Raw genomic sequence first — 19,831 nt, 5'->3', positions numbered from 1 at the left:
TCCGATCCTGCGGAGATGAGAATTGATAAGTGAAGTGACCAAACGTCGTGTGCATGTGGGTCTGATCGGCGCAAACATTCAACGTTCGCTTTCGCCGGCAATGCATATGCGGGAAGGCGAGGCCACCGGGCTGGCCTATCGCTACGACATTATCGACATCGCCGAGAACGGGCGTTCGGAACGCGATCTGTCGGCCCTTGTCGCGGAGGCCGAAGCTGCAGGATTTGCCGGGCTCAATATCACCCATCCCTGCAAGCAGGCTGCGGTGGCGCTGGTCGATGAACTTTCGCCCCATGCCTTGGCCCTGCAATCAATCAACACGGTGGTGTTTTCCGACGGCAGGCGCATCGGTCACAATACCGACTGGTGGGGCTACGCTGAAGGGTTTCGCCGCGGCCTGCCGGATGCATCGTTGGAGCGTGTCGTGTTGCTCGGTGCGGGCGGGGCGGGCGTTGCCGTTGCCTATGCGCTGGCGGAAATGGGCGCACGGGAGGTCCACATCTTCGACCTCGATGCCGCGAAGGTCGATGCGGTAATTGGCAAGCTTGTTTCGGTGCAGCCGCAATGCAGTTTCATTGCCGGGGCCAATCTGGAGGAGACTCTGGCACAGGCTTCGGGTCTGGTCCATGCAACACCAACGGGCATGGACGCGCATCCGGGTCTGCCGCTTGCGCCTGAGCTGGTGCAGCCGCACCTCTGGGTTTCGGACATTGTTTATTTTCCTCTGCAGACGGCGCTTGTCCGGCTTGCCAGGGAGCGCGGATGCCGCGTACTCGACGGTGGCGGCATGGCTGTGTTTCAGGCGGTCGGCGCGTTTGAACTCTTCAGTGGCATCAAGGCTGACCCGAACCGGATGCTCGCCCATTTCGCGCAGTTGCAGGCGCGGAGCTAGTCTGTTCCCAGTTTGTCATTTCAATAGGCGCGTCGGAAACCGACGCGCCTTTTTCCGTTCAGAAATTTTCTGGAATTGATGACGCGCTGCTCCAAGATCGTTCATTAAAAATATTCGGATTGTTGACAATATTTCGAACGCGTGTTTAGCTTGAATATCCTTTCTCCGCCAAATGAGGGAAAGGTAAAGCTAAGTAAGGGGAACTAAAATGATCAATAGACGCGCAGTTGTTAAGACTGCGGCGCTAGGCGCCGTTTCTATATTTGCGCTCATGTCCGCGTCGGCCTCCCAGGCAGCGGACAAGGAGCTGAAGATCGGTTTCGTCGGTGTCACCAGCGGCCCTGCGGCGGCCTGGGGCACATCCAATGTTCGCTCGATGCAGGTTCGTGCCGACTGGCTCAACGAGCAGGGCGGCGTGAAGATCGGCGACGATACCTACAAGATCAAAGTCGTCACCTTCGATGATCAGAAAGACCCGAAGCGCGCCATCGCCGGCATGGAAAAGATGGCACAGGAAGGCATTCACTACGTCGTGGGTCCGAATGTGGATGACGGCGCCGCTGCCGTCCGTCCGGTGGCGGAAGCCAAGGGCATCATCTATTTCCCTTATTCCTTCCCGAAGGAACTTTATACGCCACCAGCGTCCAATGCTGTTCTCGGCATGATCGCCAACTATCAGTCCGGCCCGGCGATCTATAAATATCTGAAGGAAAACAAGGGCATCAAGACGGTGGCCTTTGTGGCGGCCAATGAATCCGATCCGCTCAGCCAGCGCGACAGCGGCATCGAGGCAGCCAAGGCGCTCGGTCTTGAAGTCGTCTCCACCAACGATGCCTATCAGAACGATACGCGCGACTTCACGCCTGTTCTGACGCCGATTGTCATGCAGAAGCCGGATCTGCTGGTTCTGTCGGGCGTTGCGCCGGGCAATGCGCCGTTGCTGATCCGCGCTGCGCGTGAGCTTGGTTATCAGGGCTTCATTTCCACCGAAACCGCGCAGGACGCCAAGGTTCTGGAAGAAGGTGCAGGCGAACTCGCCAATGGCTTCATTTCGGTGGGTGGCGCTTCCACGCCTGAAATCGCATCCGACGTGATGAAGGAATTCGTTGACCGTTATACCAAGGCCTATGGCGAATATAATGACGAGTCCAACACCAAGGTCTATGCGCTCGAATACATTGTCGAGACGCTGAAGGCCAACCCGGCTGCGGTCGACAATGTCGAGGAATTCAAGAAGACGGTGGACACGTTCTCCGCGCCCAATCCTTTCGTCAAGGGCGATGGCGACGGTTCCAAGCTGACCTATGTCGGCACCTCCTCCTTCACGCAGAAGCGCCAGCTCGGTATTCCGATGGTTGTGACAGAATACAAGGACGGCAAGTTTGAAACGCTTTTCGTCGGCCAGGTCGATTAACCGATAGGCCTGTGAAAAGCCCGAAGCGGAAGAGGGGTACTTCTGCTTCGGGCCTCCCAATCGCTAGAGCGCATCCCGAAAAGTGCAAAGCGGTTTTCGGAATAAGATGCGCGTTAAAACAAACAGTTAGAGCGTTTCCAATGGCTCATGCCAAACGGGAAATGCTCCAGGAACTGTCACGGAGTTTTGGGCCTGCCTTGCAGTTTACCCGGCACTTCACACGAGGGAGTCTGCCTTCATGGAACAAGTGATAGCCAATGGGCTATATCTGGGTGCGCAATATGCACTGATCGCGTTGGGACTGACGCTGATCTTCGCGCTCATGAACGTCCTCAATTTCGCGCACGGCCAGATGTATGTGCTGGGCGGTTTTGTCACCTATACGGTTTACGGACAGCTTGGCCTGCCGTTTGTTGTCGCTCTTCTGGCTTCCGCGGTCACTTTGATGATCGTTGGTGCGCTGATCGAAAAATTTCTCTTCCGGCCGGTCATCAAGCGAAGTCTGCGCGATGAAAGCACGATGCTGCTTGCTGCGGCCGTCGCTTTCTTTCTGGATGCGGTGATCCTGCTTCTGTTCGGTGAAAAGCAGCGCGGCGTGCCGAAGATCGTCAATGGCGTGTTCGTCTCCGACAGCCTGATCATGCCTTATGACCGCATTCTGATCGGAGTGCTTGCCGTGGTCTTCATCGCAGCTTTCGTTCTTTTCATGCAATACACCAAACCCGGTCGCGCCATGCGCGCACTTGCCCAGGACCGCGTGGCCGCGCAGTTGATGGGTGTGAATGTCGATCGTTATTCAATGATCGGCTTCGCGCTGGGGGCAATGCTTGCAGGTCTGGTGGGCGGGTTGCTGGTCGCGATTACCGGCGTCAATTCCGGCATCGGCGGCGCCATCTCCATCAAGGCTTTCATGATGGTGATGATCGGCGGCGCAGGCGTCGTGAGCGGTGCCATTGCTGGCGGCTTCATCCTTGGCATGATGGAATCCGTCGGGCTGACGGTGCTGCGCTCCTATGGCGACATCACCTATCTCGTCATCTTCGCCGCATTGATGGTGTTCCTGAGCATCCGTCCGAACGGGCTCATGGGCAAGCCGTGGGGTTGAGGGGGCAATCATGACAAAGACAACAAAGTTTATCGGCGTTGCTGCCTTTCTGGCTCTGATCTTCATCGGTATTCCGGTGCTGATCGAGACTACCGGACGGCACGACCTCTATTATACGCTCACTTCGGTGGCGCTTCTCTCCATTGTTAGTGGCGGGGTGTGGCTCACCTTCTATATCGGTCGCATCAATATCGGCCAGGGTGCCTATGCTCTTATGGGCGGCTATGTGTCGGCGATCCTGATGGTGAAATATGGCGTCTCCTTCTGGCTGACGCTTCCTCTGGCCGGGCTGTTCTGCGCTTTCGCCAGCATCCTGATCGGCATTCCGATCCTGCGGCTTCGCGGCGTCTATTTCGCCATGGTGACGCTGGTTCTGACCGAAGTTGCCCGTCTTCTGGCGATGGCGCTGCCCATCACCAATGGCGCCAAGGGCATGGTCAGCATTCCGATGCCGGGTGGCATATCGCTTTTCGGCCTGACCATCCTGCCGGATTTCGCAACATTGCAGAACCCGCGCGCGGCCTTCTATTTCGTATCCATTGTGCTGATGGTGCTGTGCTTCGCGGGGCTTTATCGCCTCATCAATTCGCGCATCGGTGGTCTTTGCCAGTCGTTGCAGCAAAATGAGGAGCTTGCCTCGTCGATTGGCGTCAACATCACCAATCTGCGCGTGCTGGCTTATGCGATCTCGTCCTTCCTTGGCGGGCTTGGCGGTGCGATGTTCGTGGCGATCTCGCAGTCGATCTATCCGTCGAGCTTCACCGTCACGGACTCGGTCAATTTCATGCTCAACTGCTTCCTGGGCGGGCTTGGCTATGTCTTCGGTCCGATCATTGGAACCTTCGTCCTCTATTTCGGCTGGGACTTCCTGTTCCAGACCGGCAAGTTCCAGCTTCTGATCTTCTCCAGCGTTCTCATCATCCTGATGCTGTTCCTGCCTAACGGGCTTCTCAGCCTCAGACTGACCGGAAAGAAGGGAGCAGGATCATGAGCGATCTTCTGGAAGTCAAAAGCGTTACCAAACGTTTCGGCGGTCTGGTGGCGGTCAACGATGTCTCCTTTTCTGTGCGTGAAAAGGAAATCCTGTCGGTCATCGGGCCGAATGGCGCGGGCAAATCCACGCTGTTCAAGCTGATCGCCTCATTTCTCACGCCCACCTCCGGGGAAGTCCGCTTCAAGGGCGAACGCATTTCCGGTCTGGCACCGCATATCGTGGCGCGAAAGGGCGTGGTGCGCACCTTTCAGGAAACGACGATCTTCAAGGGCATGACGGTGCGCGACAATGTGATTGTCGGCCACCATCTGCGCGCCAAGGCGAGTTTCCTCGGCTGTTATGTGGGGTCAAGCCTTGCTCGCCGGGATCAGGAGGAATTCGGACGCTCTGCCGACGAAATCCTGCAGTTTCTCGGCCTGTGGAAGCAGCGGGACGAGGTTGCGCAGAACTTGCCGCATGGTCACTTGCGGGCGCTTGGCATTGCCATCGGTCTCGCCACGGAGCCGAAAATCCTGCTTCTGGATGAACCCTTTGCCGGGATGAACCATGACGAAACCGTCAAGGCGGTGGAAATGGTGCGGGCGGTCCGTGACCGGGGTGTCACGGTGCTGCTGGTGGAACATGACATGCCGGCGGTGATGAATATTTCCGACCGGATCGTCGTCATCAATTTCGGCCAGAAGATCGCGGAAGGAACGCCGAAGCAGATCCAGGAAAACGAGAAGGTGATCGAAGCCTATCTCGGCGCAGAAGACGAAACGATTGGATATTGACCATGGCAGAGCTTCTCAAAGTTTCCGATGCCGAACTCTATTACGATCACGTCTATGCGCTGAAAGGCGTTTCGCTGAGCGTTCAGGAGGGAGAGACAGTCGCGCTGATCGGCGCCAATGGTGCGGGCAAATCCTCGATCCTGCGGGCGATCACGGGGCTGAAAAAGATCCGCAAGGGCGAAATCCATTATGAGGGCCGCCGGATCGACGGCACCCGGTCGGACGAGATCGTCAAGATGGGGATTGCCATGGTACCGGAAGGCCGCCGTGTCTTTCCCTATATGAGCGTGCGCGACAATCTGATGATGGGGGCGTTCACCCGTTCCAGCAAGGCGGATATCGCCAACACGCTGGAGATGGTTCTGGGGCGGTTCCCGCGCCTGAAGGAACGCTATTCGCAGGCCGCAGGCACAATGAGCGGCGGCGAGCAGCAGATGCTGGTCATCGGGCGCGCGCTCATGGCCAAACCGAAGCTTTTGCTGCTGGACGAGCCATCTCTCGGGGTCGCACCCAAACTGGTGCAGGATATCGCCCGCTCCATCGTCGCCATCAACCGCGACGAAAAGGTGAGCGTTCTTCTGGTCGAGCAGAATTCACGGATGGCGCTCCGCATCTCGCAGCGCGCCTATGCCCTGACGACCGGAAAGATCGTCCTGTCCGGTAATTCGGAAGAACTGGCGACGGATGATCGCGTCGCGAAACTCTATCTGGGCGGGGAAATCTGACCGCCGGTATTGCAGACTAGGCAGAGCGTCCGAAAGACGCTCTGGACCATCCAGAACGAAAACAAATATTTCGATGGTTCGAGGAAAATGGAAATACTTGTCATCAACCCCAATACAACTGCATCGATGACGCACAAGATCGGCGAGGCTGCACGCAGCGTGGCAGGTGCCGGCACGACAATCATCGCAAGCAATCCCGCCGACGGTCCGCCGAGCATCGAAGGATATTTCGACGAGGTTTTTGCCATTCCCGGCATGATCGGGGAAATGCAGAAGCGCCCGACCGCCGATGCCTGCGTCATTGCCTGTTTCGACGATACCGGCCTTGATGCAGCGCGCTGTGCCGGAACCATGCCGGTGATCGGCATCGGCGAGGCGGCTTTTCACATGGCAAGCCTGATTGCCGGAAAGTTCAGCGTTGTCACCACATTGTCGCGTTCGGTGCCTGCAATCGAGCATAACCTGTCCCGCTATGGTCTCATGTCGCGTTGCGCCCGAGTTCGGGCCAGCGACGTGGCCGTGCTTGACCTCGAAATTCCGGGATCAGACGCGCGCAACAAGGTCTCGAACGAGATTGCAAAGGCGATCCGGGAAGACCATGCCGAAGCGATTGTGCTTGGTTGTGCGGGCATGGCCGACCTTGCTGCTTCTCTTTCCAGGGAGCATGGGCTGCCGGTCATCGACGGCGTGACCTGTGCGGTGAAACTGTGTGAAAGCCTTGTCGGTCTCGGCTTGAAAACATCGAAACTGGGTGGCTATCAGCTGCCGCGAATGAAGGATTTTCAAGGTATTTTTGAACCTTTTTCGCCCCAGAATTGACGTTCAGCTGATTTCAGTCGGGTTTGTGCATCAAAACTCGCGACATTGTTGACACTCGCCGGACCTGTGTTCGATATGTAAGGAAATTGATAGAGGATTTGCGGATGCTGTATCGACCGATTGCATCCGCCATTTGAACAGCTTCTACTGGATGATGATGAACCTGGCTGCGACGAACATGACAGACCAAAACGGCGGGAATGTGCGTTGGCTTCCGGTCTATAACGGCTTGCGCGAGGCGGTCGTCAGCCATCGTCTGCTTCCGGGCACCAAGTTGCCGGAGGACGAGCTGGCGACGATCTATTCCGTCAGCCGTGCCTTTGTTCGCTCCGCCCTGCAGGCGCTGGCGCATGACAGGCTGGTGCGTCTGGAACCCAATCGCGGTGCCTTCGTTGCCGAACCCTCGCGCGAGGAAGCGCGCGAAGTGTTCGAGGCGCGCTTGCTGATCGAGCCGGAGGTGGCATCGCTTGCGGCGAAGGTCATCAAGCCCCAGCAGGTCAAGCAGCTGCGCCAGCATCTCCATGACGAGCACGAAGCCCTTCATGCCGGACGCGACAGCGAGGCGATCATGCTGTCAGCGCTTTTCCATACGCATCTGGCCGAAATTTCGGGACACTCGATCCTGGCGGGTTTTGTCGGCGATCTGCTGCCGCGTTCCTCGCTCATCATTTCGCTCTATTGGGAACGGCGAGAGACGACCTGCCAGAGCGACGCGCATCACGCGCTGGTCGATGCCATCGAAGAGCACAGGAGCGACGACGCTGCGGCCCTGATGAAGACCCATATTCTTGATCTTCTGGCGGGCCTCAATCTCGAGCGCGTCGAAAAAGAACAGAAGCGTCTGTCCGATATTTTGCGTTAGAGCATGTTTTCCGAAAGCGGTTTCCCTTATGGGTGACATGCTCTGAAATATGGCGCGAAACAGCGCATTCACAGCAGCACGAAAGCACCGGATAACAAAAATCGCTCCATTTCAAAAATGGACGCAAGGATAAGATTCCGGATTCTACGCTAACGACTCAAGACTTCAGCCCCGCTATCTTCAATCATCTAGTAAAGCAATCGAAAAACACCGACCAGCGCGCTTCTATTGGGGTGCGTTGAGGAAAATTCTTTGCTTTTTGCCGGATCACGCAAGTGAAGAAGTAGCGTTGGAGGTTCTCGTGAGTATAAACTTCAGATCATCGGGTATATCTGCAGAGCGCATGTCAACACGGCGCATTCTTGTAGCAGGCGGTGCCGGATTTCTCGGTTCTCATCTTTGCGAACGTCTTTTGAACGAAGGAAACTTCGTTATCTGCGTCGATAATTTTTCGACAGGGCGGCTTGAGAACCTGCGCAATCTCCTGCGCTACGACACGTTCAGCTTCGTGCGTCACGATATTGTCAACCCGATCGATCTGCCGGTGGACGAGATTTACAATCTCGCATGCCCCGCATCGCCGCCACATTATCAGGCCGATCCGGTGCACACGATGAAGACGAGCGTCATTGGCTCGCTCAATCTGCTCGAACTTGCCGCGCATTATCAGGCTCGGATTTTTCAGGCTTCAACCTCGGAAGTGTATGGCGACCCGCAAACGCATCCGCAGCCGGAAGCCTATTGGGGCAATGTGAACTCTTTCGGCCCCCGGTCCTGCTACGACGAAGGCAAGCGCTCGGCCGAAACACTGTTCTACGATTTTCACAAGCAGTATGGCGTCGACATCCGTATCGTGCGCATCTTCAACACCTATGGCCCACGCATGCGGCCCGACGATGGCCGTGTCGTGTCGAACTTCATCGTTCAGGCCCTCAAGCGTGAAGATATCACCATTTATGGCGACGGCTCGCAGACCCGTTCCTTCTGCTATGTCGATGACCTGATCGAAGGCTTCAGCCGCTTGATGAGCAGCCAGGTTCAGAAGCCCGTCAATCTCGGCAATCCGGGCGAGTTCACCGTGCGTGAGCTGGCCGAGCAGATCATTGCGCTGACAAATTCGTCCTCGCGCATCGTCTATCGCCCGCTGCCAACTGATGATCCGCGCCAGCGGCGCCCGGACATCATGCTCGCCAAGCGTGAACTTGGCTGGGAACCACAGATTGCACTTGTCGAAGGGCTGAAGCAGACGATCGCCTATTTTGAACGCCAGCTGGTCAGACCATCGGGCGAGCTCTTCGAGGTGGCGAGATGACCCGGCAAAATATACTCGTCACCGGTGGTGCTGGCTTCATTGGCAGCCATACCGCCAAGCTTCTGCACAAGAGCGGATTCTCGCCGGTCGTCTATGACAACCTGTCGACGGGTCACCGGTCTTCCGTGCGCTGGGGCGAGTTTGTCGAGGGCGACACGCTTTCGCAGGAACAGCTTATCGCTGCTATCAGAACCTTCGATCCGGCTGCCATCATCCACTTTGCGGCTTCGGCCTATGTGGGTGAATCCGTCACGGACCCCGCAAAATATTATCGCAACAATGTCGTCGGCATCCAGTCCGTTCTGGAGGCCAGCCGCCTGACAGGCGGGCGCTCAGTCATTTTCTCATCGAGCTGCGCCACCTATGGCATTCCGGATGTGCTGCCGATCCGCGAAGGCGAAACGCAGAATCCGATCAATCCTTATGGTCGCACAAAGCTGATCGCGGAACATATGCTGGCCGATTATTCGGCAGCCTATGGCATGCCCTATGCGGCGCTGCGCTATTTCAATGCCTGCGGTGCTGATCTGGATGGCGAACTGGGCGAAAAGCACAATCCCGAAACTCATTTGATACCGCGCGCCATGCTGGCTGCGGCGGGCATGGCGGATTGTCTGGAAGTCTATGGCGACGATTATGAAACGCCGGATGGCACCTGCATTCGCGACTATATTCACGTGGTCGATCTGGCGCGGGCGCATGTGCTTGCGGTCGAGCATCTGCTGAATGGCGGCGGCAATCTGGTCCTTAATCTGGGAACCGGGCGCGGAACATCCATCAAGGAAATCGTGGATGCGATAGACCGGCTTACCGGACGCAAGGTGCCTGTCGAAATGCGCGCGCGCCGGGCGGGCGATCCGCCGGTGCTTTATGCCGACCCGGCTGAAGCGGCAGCGAAGCTTGGGTTTCGCACGCTCCATTCCGATCTCGACACGATCATCCGCACGGCTGCGCCCTTCTTTGGTCTGGAGATGCGGACATGACACGGCGCGAATTTCATTCGGCCATTGACGGCGACAACGGCGAAAGGGAACCATTGCTGGCGCCCATCTTCACTGGCCGCAAGCGGGTGGAATATGTGGTGGGCATCATCCTGTGGGCGCTCGCCATCACCTATTTCTGGCAATGGTGGTTCATCAGCGCAAAGCACAATCATCTGCTCGGCTCCATTCTGGTGACCGCGCTGCTGGCCTGGATCACGATCCTGCCGCTTTATTTCATCACTATTTTCTTCCACGCAGCGCGCCCGACCGGCCCGCTTCGCATCCCCGCCGGAAGCCGCGTCGCCATGGTCGTCACCAAGGCTCCGTCTGAGCCTTTCGAGGTGGTGGCTGAAACATTGCGCGCCATGCTGGCGCAGGATGTGCCGCACGATACATGGCTTGCCGATGAGGATCCTTCACCCTCGACACTTGCCTGGTGCCGTGAGCATGGCGTGTTCGTTTCCACACGCAAGGGCCGTGCCGACTATCATCGGCAGACCTGGCCGCGCCGTACCCGGTGCAAGGAAGGCAATCTCGCCTTCTTCTACGATCACTATGGCTATGAGCGCTATGATTTCGTCTCGCAGCTCGATGCCGACCATGTGCCTGAGCCGGGTTATCTCTTCAATATGCTGCGGCCCTTCGCTGATCCCGCTGTCGGTTATGTTTCCGCGCCAAGCATTTGTGATCGCAATGCGCATGAAAGCTGGTCGGCCCGCGGGCGTCTCTATGTGGAAGCCAGCATGCATGGCTCGCTGCAGGCCGGTTACAACGGCGGCTTTGCCCCAGTCTGCATCGGCTCTCATTATGCGGTACGCACGGCAGCGCTGAAGGAGATCGGCGGTCTTGGGCCGGAACTGGCCGAGGATCATTCCACGACCCTGTTCATGAACGCGCATGGCTGGCGGGGTGTTCACGCGCTGGATGCCATCGCCCATGGCGACGGTCCGCGCACCTTCGCCGATCTTGTGACGCAGGAATTCCAGTGGTCGCGCAGCCTCGTGATGATCCTGTTGCAATATACGCCGAAGCTGATCGGACGGTTGCCGCTGCGCCTGAAGATCCAGTTTCTGTTCTCGCAGCTCTGGTATCCTCTCTATGCTTTCTTTCTGGCACTGACATTCGTTCTGCCGATAGCCATTCTGGCTTATGGTGATAATTTCGTCAGCGTTACCTATCCCGCTTTCCTGATGCACTTCATGCCGCAATCGCTCGTGATTTTGGCGCTGGCATTCTGGTGGCGGTCGAGCAAGACGTTCCGCCCTGTCGACGGCAGGATTTTCAGCTGGGAAGCGATGCTGTTCCTGCTGGCGCGGTGGCCCTGGGTTCTGGCTGGAACCTTCGCAGCTTTCCGTGACTGGCTGACCGGTTCCTTTGTCGATTTTCGTGTCACGCCGAAAGGCTCATCCGAGGTCGATCCGGTGCCACTGCGGGTGATCGCGCCCTATGCGCTGATCTCCGGTCTGTCCATTCTGCCGGTCCTCCTGGTCAGCGGTGCTGATCAGACACGAGGCTTCTTCATCTTCGCCATCATCAATGCGTGTTTCTACCTGTTCCTGATGGCGATGATTGTGATCCAGCACACACGCGAAAATCACGTGCGGATGACGAGCCGCCTCTATCGACCGGCAATGGCATGCAGTTTTACGGCGCTGGTCGCGCTGACCGGCTTTACCACTGTCGAGCGCGGACGCGACGGCATCGAGGCACTGAGCTGGGGCACGAAAAGCTTCACGGTATTTGACGACCGCTTCTCGGTTGCCGGTGCCGGTGTAGGCGGACGCGACGTCCACAGGACAATTTTCAATCCACGCTGGCGCACGAATACCGCCAGTGGAACGAACTAGCGGGAAAGGCGCGACGATTATGAAGATCGCTGTCATCGGTACGGGATATGTCGGATTGGTCAGTGGCACGTGCTTCGCGGCATGGGGACACGAGGTCGTCTGCGTCGACAAGGATGCCCAGAAGATTGTCCGGCTGGAGCGCGGCATCGTGCCGATCTACGAGCCGGGGCTGGATGAACTGGTGGAACGCAATTTCGCCTTTGGCCGGCTCAGCTTCACGACCAATCTGGCGGAAGCCGTCAAGGGTGCGGAGCTTGTCTTCATTGCCGTCGGCACACCGGCACGGGCGGGGCACGGCGATGCCGATCTGTCCTTCGTCTATATGGCCGCTCGCGAGCTTGCGCCGCTGATCGAAGACCATAGCGTCGTCGTGGTCAAGTCCACCGTTCCGGTCGGCACAGGCGATGTGGTGCAGAAGATCATCGGCTCGGTGCGCCGACCCGGCACATTCTCTGTTGCTTCCAATCCGGAGTTTCTGCGTGAGGGTGTTGCGATCCGCGATTTTCTGGAGCCCGATCGCGTCGTCATCGGCGTGGAAGATGAGCGCGCTCGTTCTGCGCTCGTCGCCCTTTACGCTCCACCGCTTGAGGCCGCAAAGACGCCAATCGTGATCACGCAGCGCCGGACATCGGAACTGATCAAATATGCGGCCAACGCTTTTCTCGCCACCAAGATCACCTTCATCAATGAACTGGCGGATCTGTGTGAGGAAGTCGGCAGCGATGTCACCGAGCTGGCGCTCGGCATGGGGCTGGACAAGCGTATAGGCACCAGTTTTCTCAATGCGGGGCCGGGATATGGTGGCTCCTGTTTTCCGAAGGATACGATAGCGCTTTTGCGCACCGCGCAGGATCACGGGGTCGCCCTGCGGCTGGTCGAGGAAACGGTTACCGTCAATGAAGCGCGCAAGCGTCGCATGGCGCTGAAGGTGCTGGATGCGCTCAGCGGCAGCGTCGAAGGCCGGACGATTGCCGTCCTCGGCCTGACGTTCAAACCCGATACGGATGATATGCGCGATGCGCCGTCCATCCCGCTTATCGAAACCTTGCAGCGCTTCGGTGCCAGCATCCGGGCCTACGATCCGGCCGGAATGGAGAATGCGCGCCGTCTTCTCAGCGACGTCGAGTTTTACGACGACCCTTACGAGTGCCTGAGCACTGCCGATGCGGCAGTGGTCGTGACCGAATGGGACAGTGTCCGCAAGCTTGATCTCGTTCGGATGAAACAGGTCATGCGGGACGCCGTACTCGTTGACTTGCGCAATGTCTTTTCACCGGCGGTTGCCGAGAATCTGGGCTTCCGGATTTCGACAATCGGCCGTCCTGTTCAACTGCGGCAGGAAACAAGACCAACAAACGTTCTGCCGCACGCGCGCATCCGTCAATCGCAAGAACCCTTGGCGGGTGCGCGCAACCTGAAGGTCGTGGGAGGTTCAAATGAAACATGTGATGTTTGAAGGCCAACGGTCCCGATCTGGTCGGAACACTGATCGGAGCAGATATGTCCTGCCGCTGGTTGTCCTGCTTGCGGGGCTAAGTGGACCGGCTGGAGCGGCAACGGTTCCGGCAGATGGTTTGCCCGACGGCGCCCGTGTGATGACGCCTGCCGAGCTTTACCTACTCTATCGCGACAAGAACTGGCAGTGGGCTGACGGCGCTGGCCGGATGGAAAGCCAGAACCGCCGTTTCACCGCCCGTGTCGATGGGGAGAAGGGCAAGGCCTGGGCTGAAGGCCGCTGGCGGATCACCTGGTCGGGCCAGATGTGCTTCGATGCGAAATGGCATCTGGCTCAGGGCGTCTTCCCGAACAAGACTTGCTTCTCTCACCGTATCGCCGATGGGACGATCTATCAGAAACGTGAGCCGGACGGTGTCTGGTACGTCTTCCGCCATGCTGGCGGAAACAAGGATGACGAAGCGCGCAAGCTCCTCTCCATCGAAACAATAACGCCCAAAACGGAAGCGCTGAATCTGGCGTTGCCCGTTGCCCAATCGCCCGTACAATAAAGGAGGCGGCGATGAAAACCTCATATAAAATAGCAACGGCCATTCTTTGCGGTGGGCTGCTTTCAACCGCTGTTTACGCAGCGAGCGGTGTTTCGGGTGCCAATGTCGACACCCGCAACATGTTCCACGACAAGCGCCCGGTCATTACCCCGCAATCCATCAAGTTCGGGGCCTATGATCCGCACGGGGATTTCACCAACGATCCCAATTCCCGCATCGAGCATCTGTTCCTTCCGTGGGAGGATGTGGACCTGACGAGCCTGTCAACCGCTGATGCCTATGCGCAGGAACGGGGCCGCGAACTGCTGATCACCGTCGAACCCTGGTCGTGGGCTCGCGACTGGCGCGTTGCACCGGATGATCTCCTGAGCGGAATCGTGCGGGGGCATTACGATACAAACATGGCTGCCGTCTGCTCCGCTGCTTCGAAGCTGAAGAGCCCTGTGACCATTCGCTGGGCGCAGGAAATGGACGACAAGACGGGCCAGTTCACCTGGTCCTACTGGTCGGCACAGGGTTACGTCCGTGCCTATCAGCATGCGGTCAATGTCTGCCGCAAGTCATTGCCGAATGCCAAGTATATGTGGTCGCCGAAGGGAGATGCGGGGCTTGAGGCCTATTATCCGGGCGATGGTTATGTCGATGTGATCGGCCTGTCGGTGTTCGGCTACGAACCTTACGATATGCTGGAACTGGGACATGCGTCCACATTCGTTGAACGGACAAAACCGGGATACGACCGGGTGGTAGGCTTCAAGAAGCCGATTGTTATCGCTGAGCTCGGTTATGAAGGAAGCGACGCCTATGTCCGGGCCTGGGCACAGGAAACCAACAAGCCGCAGCCCGAATTTCCGGAACTGACTGCGACCGTCTACTTCAACGACCGCGAAGTCTATCCGTGGCCACGGGGTGTCGGGCGGCCTGACTGGCGGGTTGCGAACCATCCGCTTGATTGATGTCGCATTTACCTCACGCAAAACCGCTTCGCATTTTTGCTGGAAATGCTCCAACGTCTGAACAGGAATACGACAATGTTTTCGATCCGTTTGAGAACCGTAAGTGCGGCGCTGTCCGTACTTCTTCTGGCAGGCGCTGCCGATGCGGCGCCGAAACAGAAAACCGAGGACCCGATCGCCATCAAGGCTGCGGCGGCTGCACCGCTGTCAGCCGACGCGCTTGAGGCGCTCTATTCCGGTAAGTCATGGAAATGGAAGGATGGCGGCGGCTATTTCTCCGCCGACAGACATCGTTTCATCGCCTGGTCGCAGAAAGGCAGGGCGTGGTCTTACGGGCAGGGGCGCTGGTATGCCACCAATCGCGGCAAGCTTTGCCTGCAGGCCTATTGGGTCAACAAGATGGGCGGCGGCAGCGATACGACCTGCTTCCTCCATCGTGAGAAAGATGGCGTCATCTATCAGAAGCGCTCACTGGGCGGCAGCTGGTATGTCTTCCGCAACAATCCGCCACGCCCGACCGATGAGGCCGCCAAGCTGCTGCGCGGCGACCGTGTTAGCAAGGGACTGGCGATCATGAAAGCCAAGGCGAGATAATCGCCAGGCAAGCATGCCGGCTCGCTGATCTGTATGGAGTTCTTGCGAGCCGGTATGCCAAGGAGTGCATTCCGAAAACAGTTTCACGCCGGTCGGATTGTGCTCTAATCGCGGATGAAGCAGCGGGATTTCTGCCCGAAACCGCTCGGCGTGCACACATAGGGCGTGCCGGCCGCATATTGCGTGGCGGAAACCCTGATGACCTTGGCCGATGCAGGCTTGTTGTAGCGCGCTTGGCTATTCACCTTGTACTTGACGAGGTAAACGGAAACTGTTTCGCTTTTCTGCTTGCGGGCATCCTTGGCTTCGGCGCCTGCCGTCAGGCATAATGAAGCGGACAGTCCAACGACAATAGCGGCAGCCCATTTCAAGCTTTCGCGGCGCACAGTATATGCAAATACATTGTTCATGCGATTGCCTCCGGTTGTTATTACCGTGCTTTCTATCGGACGCGTTTTAATATTCTGGCCGGATTTTCCTGAAAATTTTCATCAAATGGGATGCAATCAACTCATTTCAGAGACCGTTTTGCGCGCTCCGACACTTCCGGCCAAATCTGGGAAAAGGCCGGGAAAGCGGGGTTGTCGGCGCGTAAGAGGAAACGTCGGCTACCGGTCTGAACGGTTACGTGGCTGATAGTGTTCCAGCTTATTTTGATTTTATACGTGCAAATGCTACTATCAACGCAGGGCTTGGGTCGCCATTACCGCGCCTCGAGCCTCCGGGTTGGTTTAGGGAGTTGCCGTGACATCCCCGAGCGACAAGGCCTCGCGTGATCTGAAGCCCGATTTTGTGGAGCGCCGCCAGTCAGTGCGCGTTCCACTCGCGCCCCTTGGAGAAGATGCCCGAAGCACCAACATTCTGACCCCGCTGGTCTTTACGACCGAAGAGCTGGAACCCTGCGCACAGTTTCCCACATGGCAACAGCACGTGGCTCCCCTCTATGATGTGCGGATGCCGGATGGTGTGAACGCCGAAGACGGTTTTGCCGTTACCCAGAAAGTCTGGAATCTGCGCGGCATGCTGCTGATAGAACAGACTGTTCCTCCATTCAGTTATGAACGTACAGCGGAAAAGGTTCGTTCCAGCCCGATTGATCACTGGCAGATCAGTTTTCTGCGAAGCGGTCGCACATGGACGGCGGTGGATGATCGTGTGGCGGAAAACGAGCCCGGCATGATCAATATCCGTTCGTTTGGTTATCCGTTTCGCGGTCGTGCGCTGGCAACGGACGTGGTGCTGCTGATCATTCCGGTCGATCATTTCGCCGGTCTGGGCGGTATGCCGGAAGCGTGCAACAATGCGACGCTCGGAGGCTATCGCGCCAAGCTGCTGATCGATTTCGTATCGACGATCCAGGCGGGACTTGACCATATCAGAAGCGAAGACCTGCCGGAGCTGCGCGACGCCCTGCGCCAGATCGTATTTGATACGATCGCCCCTTTGGTAAAGGAAAACGATGCGAGCGAACACAATGCGTCTCTCGGGGCCTCTCTGGGGTTGATGACCAAGGCCAGACGCTTCATCCAGAAAAATCTCACGTCCCGTGAACTCACGCCCGATGCACTGAGCAAGGAGCTCGCCATCTCACGCACGCATCTTTATCAGCTGTTCGAAGGCTCGGGCGGGGTGCTCAACTATATTCGCCAGAAGCGTTTGCTTGCAGCACATGAGATGCTTGCGGATGCATCCGAAAACCGCAGAGTGTCCGACATCGCGCAGCTGTTTGGCTTCGATACGGCAGCCAATTTCACGCGGGCATTCACGCAGCATTTTGGCTACAGTCCGAGCAATGTCCGCAAGTCGTTGTCGCGAAACGACGGCATCAGCGACAGCCAGTCTGACGCGAACCGCTCCCTCACTTTCTCAACCCTGCTACGAACGCTGGCAACGACCGGTGCGTAGAGTTCCAGAAGAATGATCGTTATAGTTTGACGATCTGTTGGAAGCAGACTGCCAGAGCAATTCCTGTTTTGATTGGATCATAGGAAATGCTCTATCCGTTTGTTTTTACGCATGTCTTTATCCCGAAACCGGTTCCCTCTTTCGAGAGACATGCTCTAGTCGTTTTCCGGCAAACGTGGAAAGTGCTCCATCGTTTCATCAAGGAACACCCATTCATGCTTCGATTGCTCGAATACAGATAGGGTGGGCTGGGCAAAAGCCGGATCGGCAAAAAGGCCAACTGCCACGCCGATTACGGAAGGGACCGCATCAGGCAGCCAATAGACGGTCGAGCCGCAAGCCGGGCAAAAATGCATCCGGACCTTGCGGCCACTTTCGGCGATACGAACGAATTCCGTCGATGCGCCTGAAATTTCAACGCAGCCTATCGCATAGAAGGCATTTGCACTGAATGGCGAACCTGTTCTCCGCTGACAGGCGAAGCAGTGGCACAGTGCCGTTAATTGTGGTGGCCCGTGGGGCGTTACTGTCAGATTTCCGCATACGCATTGAGCATAGGTCATGGATTTCTCCTGCAAGGTGAGATCGCATCATCAGAAATGGAATGGAAATACAGCCCGAATGGCCGGAGTGTTCCGGAAGGAGCTGGCGAGGGCTTCGGGTTCGGCTGCAATTCTGGCAGCATCTGAACCGAATACAGTGCATTATCGTCTCTCCGCACTCTCTCCGCAAGCTCGGCTGGATAGAATTTCTCCCGCTTGCTTTTGCGCAAGATATTGCGGACGTTGTTGTCGGACTCCCATTCGGGAGAACACATGGGAGGAAAGACATGCAGCATTACAGACTGAAATCGCTTTCCCTTGCCGCAGTCATTGCCGTTGCGGGCCATCTGCCTTCGGCTTACGCGGCATCACCAGCGCCGGCAGAAGGCCAGAATGGCATGGTGGTTACGGCCCAGCATCTTGCCTCGCAGGTCGGTATCGATGTGCTGAAGAACGGCGGCAATGCCGTCGATGCGGCTGTCGCTGTCGGCTATGCACTGGCGGTTGTCTATCCGACTGCCGGTAATCTCGGCGGGGGTGGCTTCATGACGATCCGCTTCAAGGACGGCAAGAGCACCTTTCTTGATTTTCGCGAGCGTGCGCCGCTCGCCGCCACCAAGACCATGTATCTGGACAAGGATGGCAAGCCGGTCGAAGGCGCCAGCACTGAAACCTATCTCGCCATCGGCGTGCCGGGCACGGTGGCTGGCCTTGAGGAAGCACGCGAAAAATATGGCACCCGCAAGCGCGAGGAGCTGATCGACCCGGCACTGAAACTTGCCAAGGATGGCTTTACGCTCGAGCTGGGCGATATTCTCTCCTTTGCTGATGGCAATGAAAGACTGGCTAAAGACCCGGCGGCGGCGAAAATCTTCCTGAAAGACGGAAAACCGATTCCGTTGGGCGAGAAGCTTGTCCAGCCGGATCTGGCAAAGTCGCTTTCGGCCATTTCGGAAAAGGGGCCATCGGCCTTCTATCAGGGCGATATCGCCGATCTGATTGTCAAATCGAGCAAGGAGAATGGCGGCATTCTCGCCAAGGCCGATTTCGAAGAATACAAGGTCCGTGAGCTGGAACCGGTCAAGTGCAGCTATCGCGGCTATGACATCGTCTCATCGCCGCCGCCTTCTTCGGGCGGACTGATTATCTGTGAAATCCTGAACGTGCTTGAGGGCTACCCGATTTCCTATCTGGGCTATGGTTCCGCGGAAACCACGCGTTTGATGGTGGAAGCGATGCGCCACGCCTATGTGGACCGCAACACGGCGCTGGGCGACCCTGATTTCGTTGACAATCCGATCGAGAAGCTCACCAGCAAGGCCTATGCTGCAGAAATTCGCAGTCGTATCGATCCTTATCGCGCTGGTGTCAGCGAGGCGCTGAAGCCAGCTGAATTCAAGGAGTCCAACGAAACGACGCATTATTCCATCGTGGACAAGGACGGCAATGCTGTCGCCGTGACCTACACGCTGAACGGATCGTTCGGCACGGCCAAGGTGGCTGAGGGCACCGGAATTCTCCTCAACAACGAGATGGACGACTTCACCATCAAGCCGGGCGTGGCCAATCTCTATGGTCTCATACAAGGCGAAGCCAATGCCATCGAACCGCGCAAGTCACCGTTGTCCTCAATGAGTCCGACTATCGTATCGAAGGATGGCAAGCCGTTCATGGTCATCGGCAGCCCCGGCGGTTCGCGCATCATCACGATCACGCTTGAGGCGATCATGAATGTCATCGATCACGGCATGGACATTCAGGAGGCTATCGATGCCCCGCGCATCCATCACCAGTGGCTGCCGGATCGGGTCTATATGGAAGCGAACGCGCTTTCGCCGGATACGATCCGGTTGCTGACCGGCATGGGCTATACGGTCGGGGAAGACGCTGACTGGCCGGTCTGGGGCGAGGCAGCTGGCATTCTTGTCGGCGGCAAGGATATGGCAGCCATCGAAAAGGGTGGCGACAACCGCTACTACGGTGCTATCGACAGCCGTGCCGTCGCTGGTGCTGCAATAGGATACTAGAGCATGTCTCCCGAAATTGGGAACCGGTTTCGGGATAAAGACATGCGTAAAAACAAACAGATAGAGCATTTCTAA

General features: G+C 57.4%; 19 protein-coding genes. 17 read left to right on the top strand and 2 right to left on the bottom strand.

What is annotated here, in order from left to right; translation table 11 throughout:
- Positions 1-25 precede the first annotated feature (25 nt).
- From CES86_RS22000 to CES86_RS21930, 15 genes are all read left to right on the top strand, one after another.
- Positions 26-892 carry a shikimate dehydrogenase gene (locus CES86_RS22000; protein ID WP_374828153.1) on the top strand — a complete coding sequence of 289 codons (867 nt, stop codon included), beginning with the start codon at positions 26-28 and terminating at the stop codon, positions 890-892.
- Positions 893-1,100: 208 nt separating this feature from the next.
- Positions 1,101-2,306, top strand: a complete 1,206-nt coding sequence (locus CES86_RS21995) for an ABC transporter substrate-binding protein (RefSeq protein ID WP_010660568.1) — start codon at positions 1,101-1,103, stop codon at positions 2,304-2,306.
- A 238-nt stretch (positions 2,307-2,544) separates the two neighbouring features.
- The gene (locus CES86_RS21990; RefSeq protein ID WP_010660569.1) at positions 2,545-3,411 is read left to right on the top strand and encodes a branched-chain amino acid ABC transporter permease; all 867 of its coding nucleotides are present in this window, start codon (positions 2,545-2,547) and stop codon (positions 3,409-3,411) included.
- 10 nt (positions 3,412-3,421) lie between these two features.
- Positions 3,422-4,402, top strand: coding sequence for a branched-chain amino acid ABC transporter permease (locus CES86_RS21985; RefSeq protein ID WP_094515452.1), 981 nt, complete (start codon positions 3,422-3,424; stop codon positions 4,400-4,402).
- Positions 4,399-5,178 carry an ABC transporter ATP-binding protein gene (locus tag CES86_RS21980; RefSeq protein ID WP_012093692.1) on the top strand — a complete coding sequence of 260 codons (780 nt, stop codon included), beginning with the start codon at positions 4,399-4,401 and terminating at the stop codon, positions 5,176-5,178. Before CES86_RS21985 ends, CES86_RS21980 begins: the two co-directional genes overlap by 4 nt.
- Positions 5,179-5,180: 2 nt before the next feature.
- A complete protein-coding gene (locus CES86_RS21975; RefSeq protein ID WP_010660572.1) occupies positions 5,181-5,903 on the top strand; it encodes an ABC transporter ATP-binding protein in 723 nt (240 codons plus the stop codon).
- Positions 5,904-5,990: 87 nt separating this feature from the next.
- Complete coding sequence (locus CES86_RS21970; protein WP_012093691.1) at positions 5,991-6,722, top strand: aspartate/glutamate racemase family protein; 732 nt, start codon at positions 5,991-5,993, stop codon at positions 6,720-6,722.
- Between the two features lie 157 nt (positions 6,723-6,879).
- Entirely contained in the window at positions 6,880-7,584 is a 705-nt protein-coding gene (locus CES86_RS21965) for a GntR family transcriptional regulator (protein ID WP_029928696.1), read from the top strand.
- A gap of 343 nt (positions 7,585-7,927) precedes the next feature.
- Positions 7,928-8,896: a UDP-glucuronic acid decarboxylase family protein gene (locus tag CES86_RS21960; RefSeq protein WP_010660575.1), complete on the top strand. Its 969-nt coding sequence runs from the start codon at positions 7,928-7,930 to the stop codon at positions 8,894-8,896.
- Positions 8,893-9,879: a UDP-glucose 4-epimerase GalE gene (gene galE / locus CES86_RS21955; protein ID WP_094515451.1), complete on the top strand. Its 987-nt coding sequence runs from the start codon at positions 8,893-8,895 to the stop codon at positions 9,877-9,879. Before CES86_RS21960 ends, galE begins: the two co-directional genes overlap by 4 nt.
- The gene (locus tag CES86_RS21950) at positions 9,876-11,726 is read left to right on the top strand and encodes a glycosyltransferase family 2 protein (protein WP_094515450.1); all 1,851 of its coding nucleotides are present in this window, start codon (positions 9,876-9,878) and stop codon (positions 11,724-11,726) included. The genes galE and CES86_RS21950 overlap by 4 nt, the downstream gene beginning before the upstream one ends.
- Positions 11,727-11,745: 19 nt before the next feature.
- Positions 11,746-13,182 carry a UDP-glucose dehydrogenase family protein gene (locus CES86_RS21945; RefSeq protein ID WP_094515449.1) on the top strand — a complete coding sequence of 479 codons (1,437 nt, stop codon included), beginning with the start codon at positions 11,746-11,748 and terminating at the stop codon, positions 13,180-13,182.
- A complete protein-coding gene (locus tag CES86_RS21940; protein WP_010660579.1) occupies positions 13,175-13,732 on the top strand; it encodes a DUF995 domain-containing protein in 558 nt (185 codons plus the stop codon). The genes CES86_RS21945 and CES86_RS21940 overlap by 8 nt, the downstream gene beginning before the upstream one ends.
- Positions 13,733-13,743: 11 nt before the next feature.
- Positions 13,744-14,688: a glycoside hydrolase family 26 protein gene (locus CES86_RS21935; RefSeq protein WP_010660580.1), complete on the top strand. Its 945-nt coding sequence runs from the start codon at positions 13,744-13,746 to the stop codon at positions 14,686-14,688.
- Positions 14,689-14,763: 75 nt separating this feature from the next.
- A complete protein-coding gene (locus CES86_RS21930; RefSeq protein ID WP_012093686.1) occupies positions 14,764-15,282 on the top strand; it encodes a DUF995 domain-containing protein in 519 nt (172 codons plus the stop codon).
- 104 nt (positions 15,283-15,386) lie between these two features.
- On the opposite strand, the gene CES86_RS21925 is transcribed toward CES86_RS21930, so the two are convergent.
- Positions 15,387-15,692, bottom strand: a complete 306-nt coding sequence (locus CES86_RS21925; protein ID WP_010660582.1) for a hypothetical protein — start codon at positions 15,690-15,692, stop codon at positions 15,387-15,389.
- Positions 15,693-16,026: 334 nt separating this feature from the next.
- On the opposite strand from CES86_RS21925, the gene CES86_RS21920 reads away from it, so the two are divergent.
- The gene (locus CES86_RS21920) at positions 16,027-17,187 is read left to right on the top strand and encodes a helix-turn-helix domain-containing protein (protein WP_094515448.1); all 1,161 of its coding nucleotides are present in this window, start codon (positions 16,027-16,029) and stop codon (positions 17,185-17,187) included.
- Positions 17,188-17,342: 155 nt separating this feature from the next.
- Here the strand turns inward: CES86_RS21920 and CES86_RS21915 are convergent, their stop codons facing one another.
- Positions 17,343-17,750 (bottom strand): GFA family protein, encoded by a 408-nt coding sequence (locus CES86_RS21915; RefSeq protein WP_094515447.1) that lies wholly within the window; start codon positions 17,748-17,750, stop codon positions 17,343-17,345.
- Positions 17,751-18,016: 266 nt separating this feature from the next.
- Between CES86_RS21915 and ggt the strand changes: the two genes are divergently transcribed.
- Entirely contained in the window at positions 18,017-19,756 is a 1,740-nt protein-coding gene (gene ggt, locus CES86_RS21910) for a gamma-glutamyltransferase (RefSeq protein ID WP_094515446.1), read from the top strand.
- Positions 19,757-19,831: the final 75 nt, after the last annotated feature.

Source organism: Brucella lupini, assembly GCF_002252535.1.
In the GTDB taxonomy this organism is placed as follows: domain Bacteria; phylum Pseudomonadota; class Alphaproteobacteria; order Rhizobiales; family Rhizobiaceae; genus Brucella; species Brucella anthropi.
Note: the sequence above shows the minus strand (reverse complement) of the source record. Positions and strands in the feature narration are given on the sequence as shown.

Coding starts and splice junctions, on each gene's coding strand:
- CES86_RS21985 (WP_094515452.1), top strand. CDS start 3,422: ATGACAAAGACAACAAAGTTTATCGGCGTTGCTGCCTTTCTGGCTCTG.
- galE (WP_094515451.1), top strand. CDS start 8,893: ATGACCCGGCAAAATATACTCGTCACCGGTGGTGCTGGCTTCATTGGC.
- CES86_RS21915 (WP_094515447.1), bottom strand. CDS start 17,750: ATGACCTATGCTCAATGCGTATGCGGAAATCTGACAGTAACGCCCCAC.
- CES86_RS21965 (WP_029928696.1), top strand. CDS start 6,880: ATGAACCTGGCTGCGACGAACATGACAGACCAAAACGGCGGGAATGTG.
- CES86_RS21960 (WP_010660575.1), top strand. CDS start 7,928: ATGTCAACACGGCGCATTCTTGTAGCAGGCGGTGCCGGATTTCTCGGT.
- CES86_RS21970 (WP_012093691.1), top strand. CDS start 5,991: ATGGAAATACTTGTCATCAACCCCAATACAACTGCATCGATGACGCAC.
- ggt (WP_094515446.1), top strand. CDS start 18,017: ATGCAGCATTACAGACTGAAATCGCTTTCCCTTGCCGCAGTCATTGCC.
- CES86_RS21925 (WP_010660582.1), bottom strand. CDS start 15,692: ATGAACAATGTATTTGCATATACTGTGCGCCGCGAAAGCTTGAAATGG.
- CES86_RS21935 (WP_010660580.1), top strand. CDS start 13,744: ATGAAAACCTCATATAAAATAGCAACGGCCATTCTTTGCGGTGGGCTG.
- CES86_RS21950 (WP_094515450.1), top strand. CDS start 9,876: ATGACACGGCGCGAATTTCATTCGGCCATTGACGGCGACAACGGCGAA.
- CES86_RS21975 (WP_010660572.1), top strand. CDS start 5,181: ATGGCAGAGCTTCTCAAAGTTTCCGATGCCGAACTCTATTACGATCAC.
- CES86_RS21995 (WP_010660568.1), top strand. CDS start 1,101: ATGATCAATAGACGCGCAGTTGTTAAGACTGCGGCGCTAGGCGCCGTT.
- CES86_RS21930 (WP_012093686.1), top strand. CDS start 14,764: ATGTTTTCGATCCGTTTGAGAACCGTAAGTGCGGCGCTGTCCGTACTT.
- CES86_RS21945 (WP_094515449.1), top strand. CDS start 11,746: ATGAAGATCGCTGTCATCGGTACGGGATATGTCGGATTGGTCAGTGGC.
- CES86_RS21980 (WP_012093692.1), top strand. CDS start 4,399: ATGAGCGATCTTCTGGAAGTCAAAAGCGTTACCAAACGTTTCGGCGGT.
- CES86_RS21990 (WP_010660569.1), top strand. CDS start 2,545: ATGGAACAAGTGATAGCCAATGGGCTATATCTGGGTGCGCAATATGCA.
- CES86_RS21940 (WP_010660579.1), top strand. CDS start 13,175: ATGTTTGAAGGCCAACGGTCCCGATCTGGTCGGAACACTGATCGGAGC.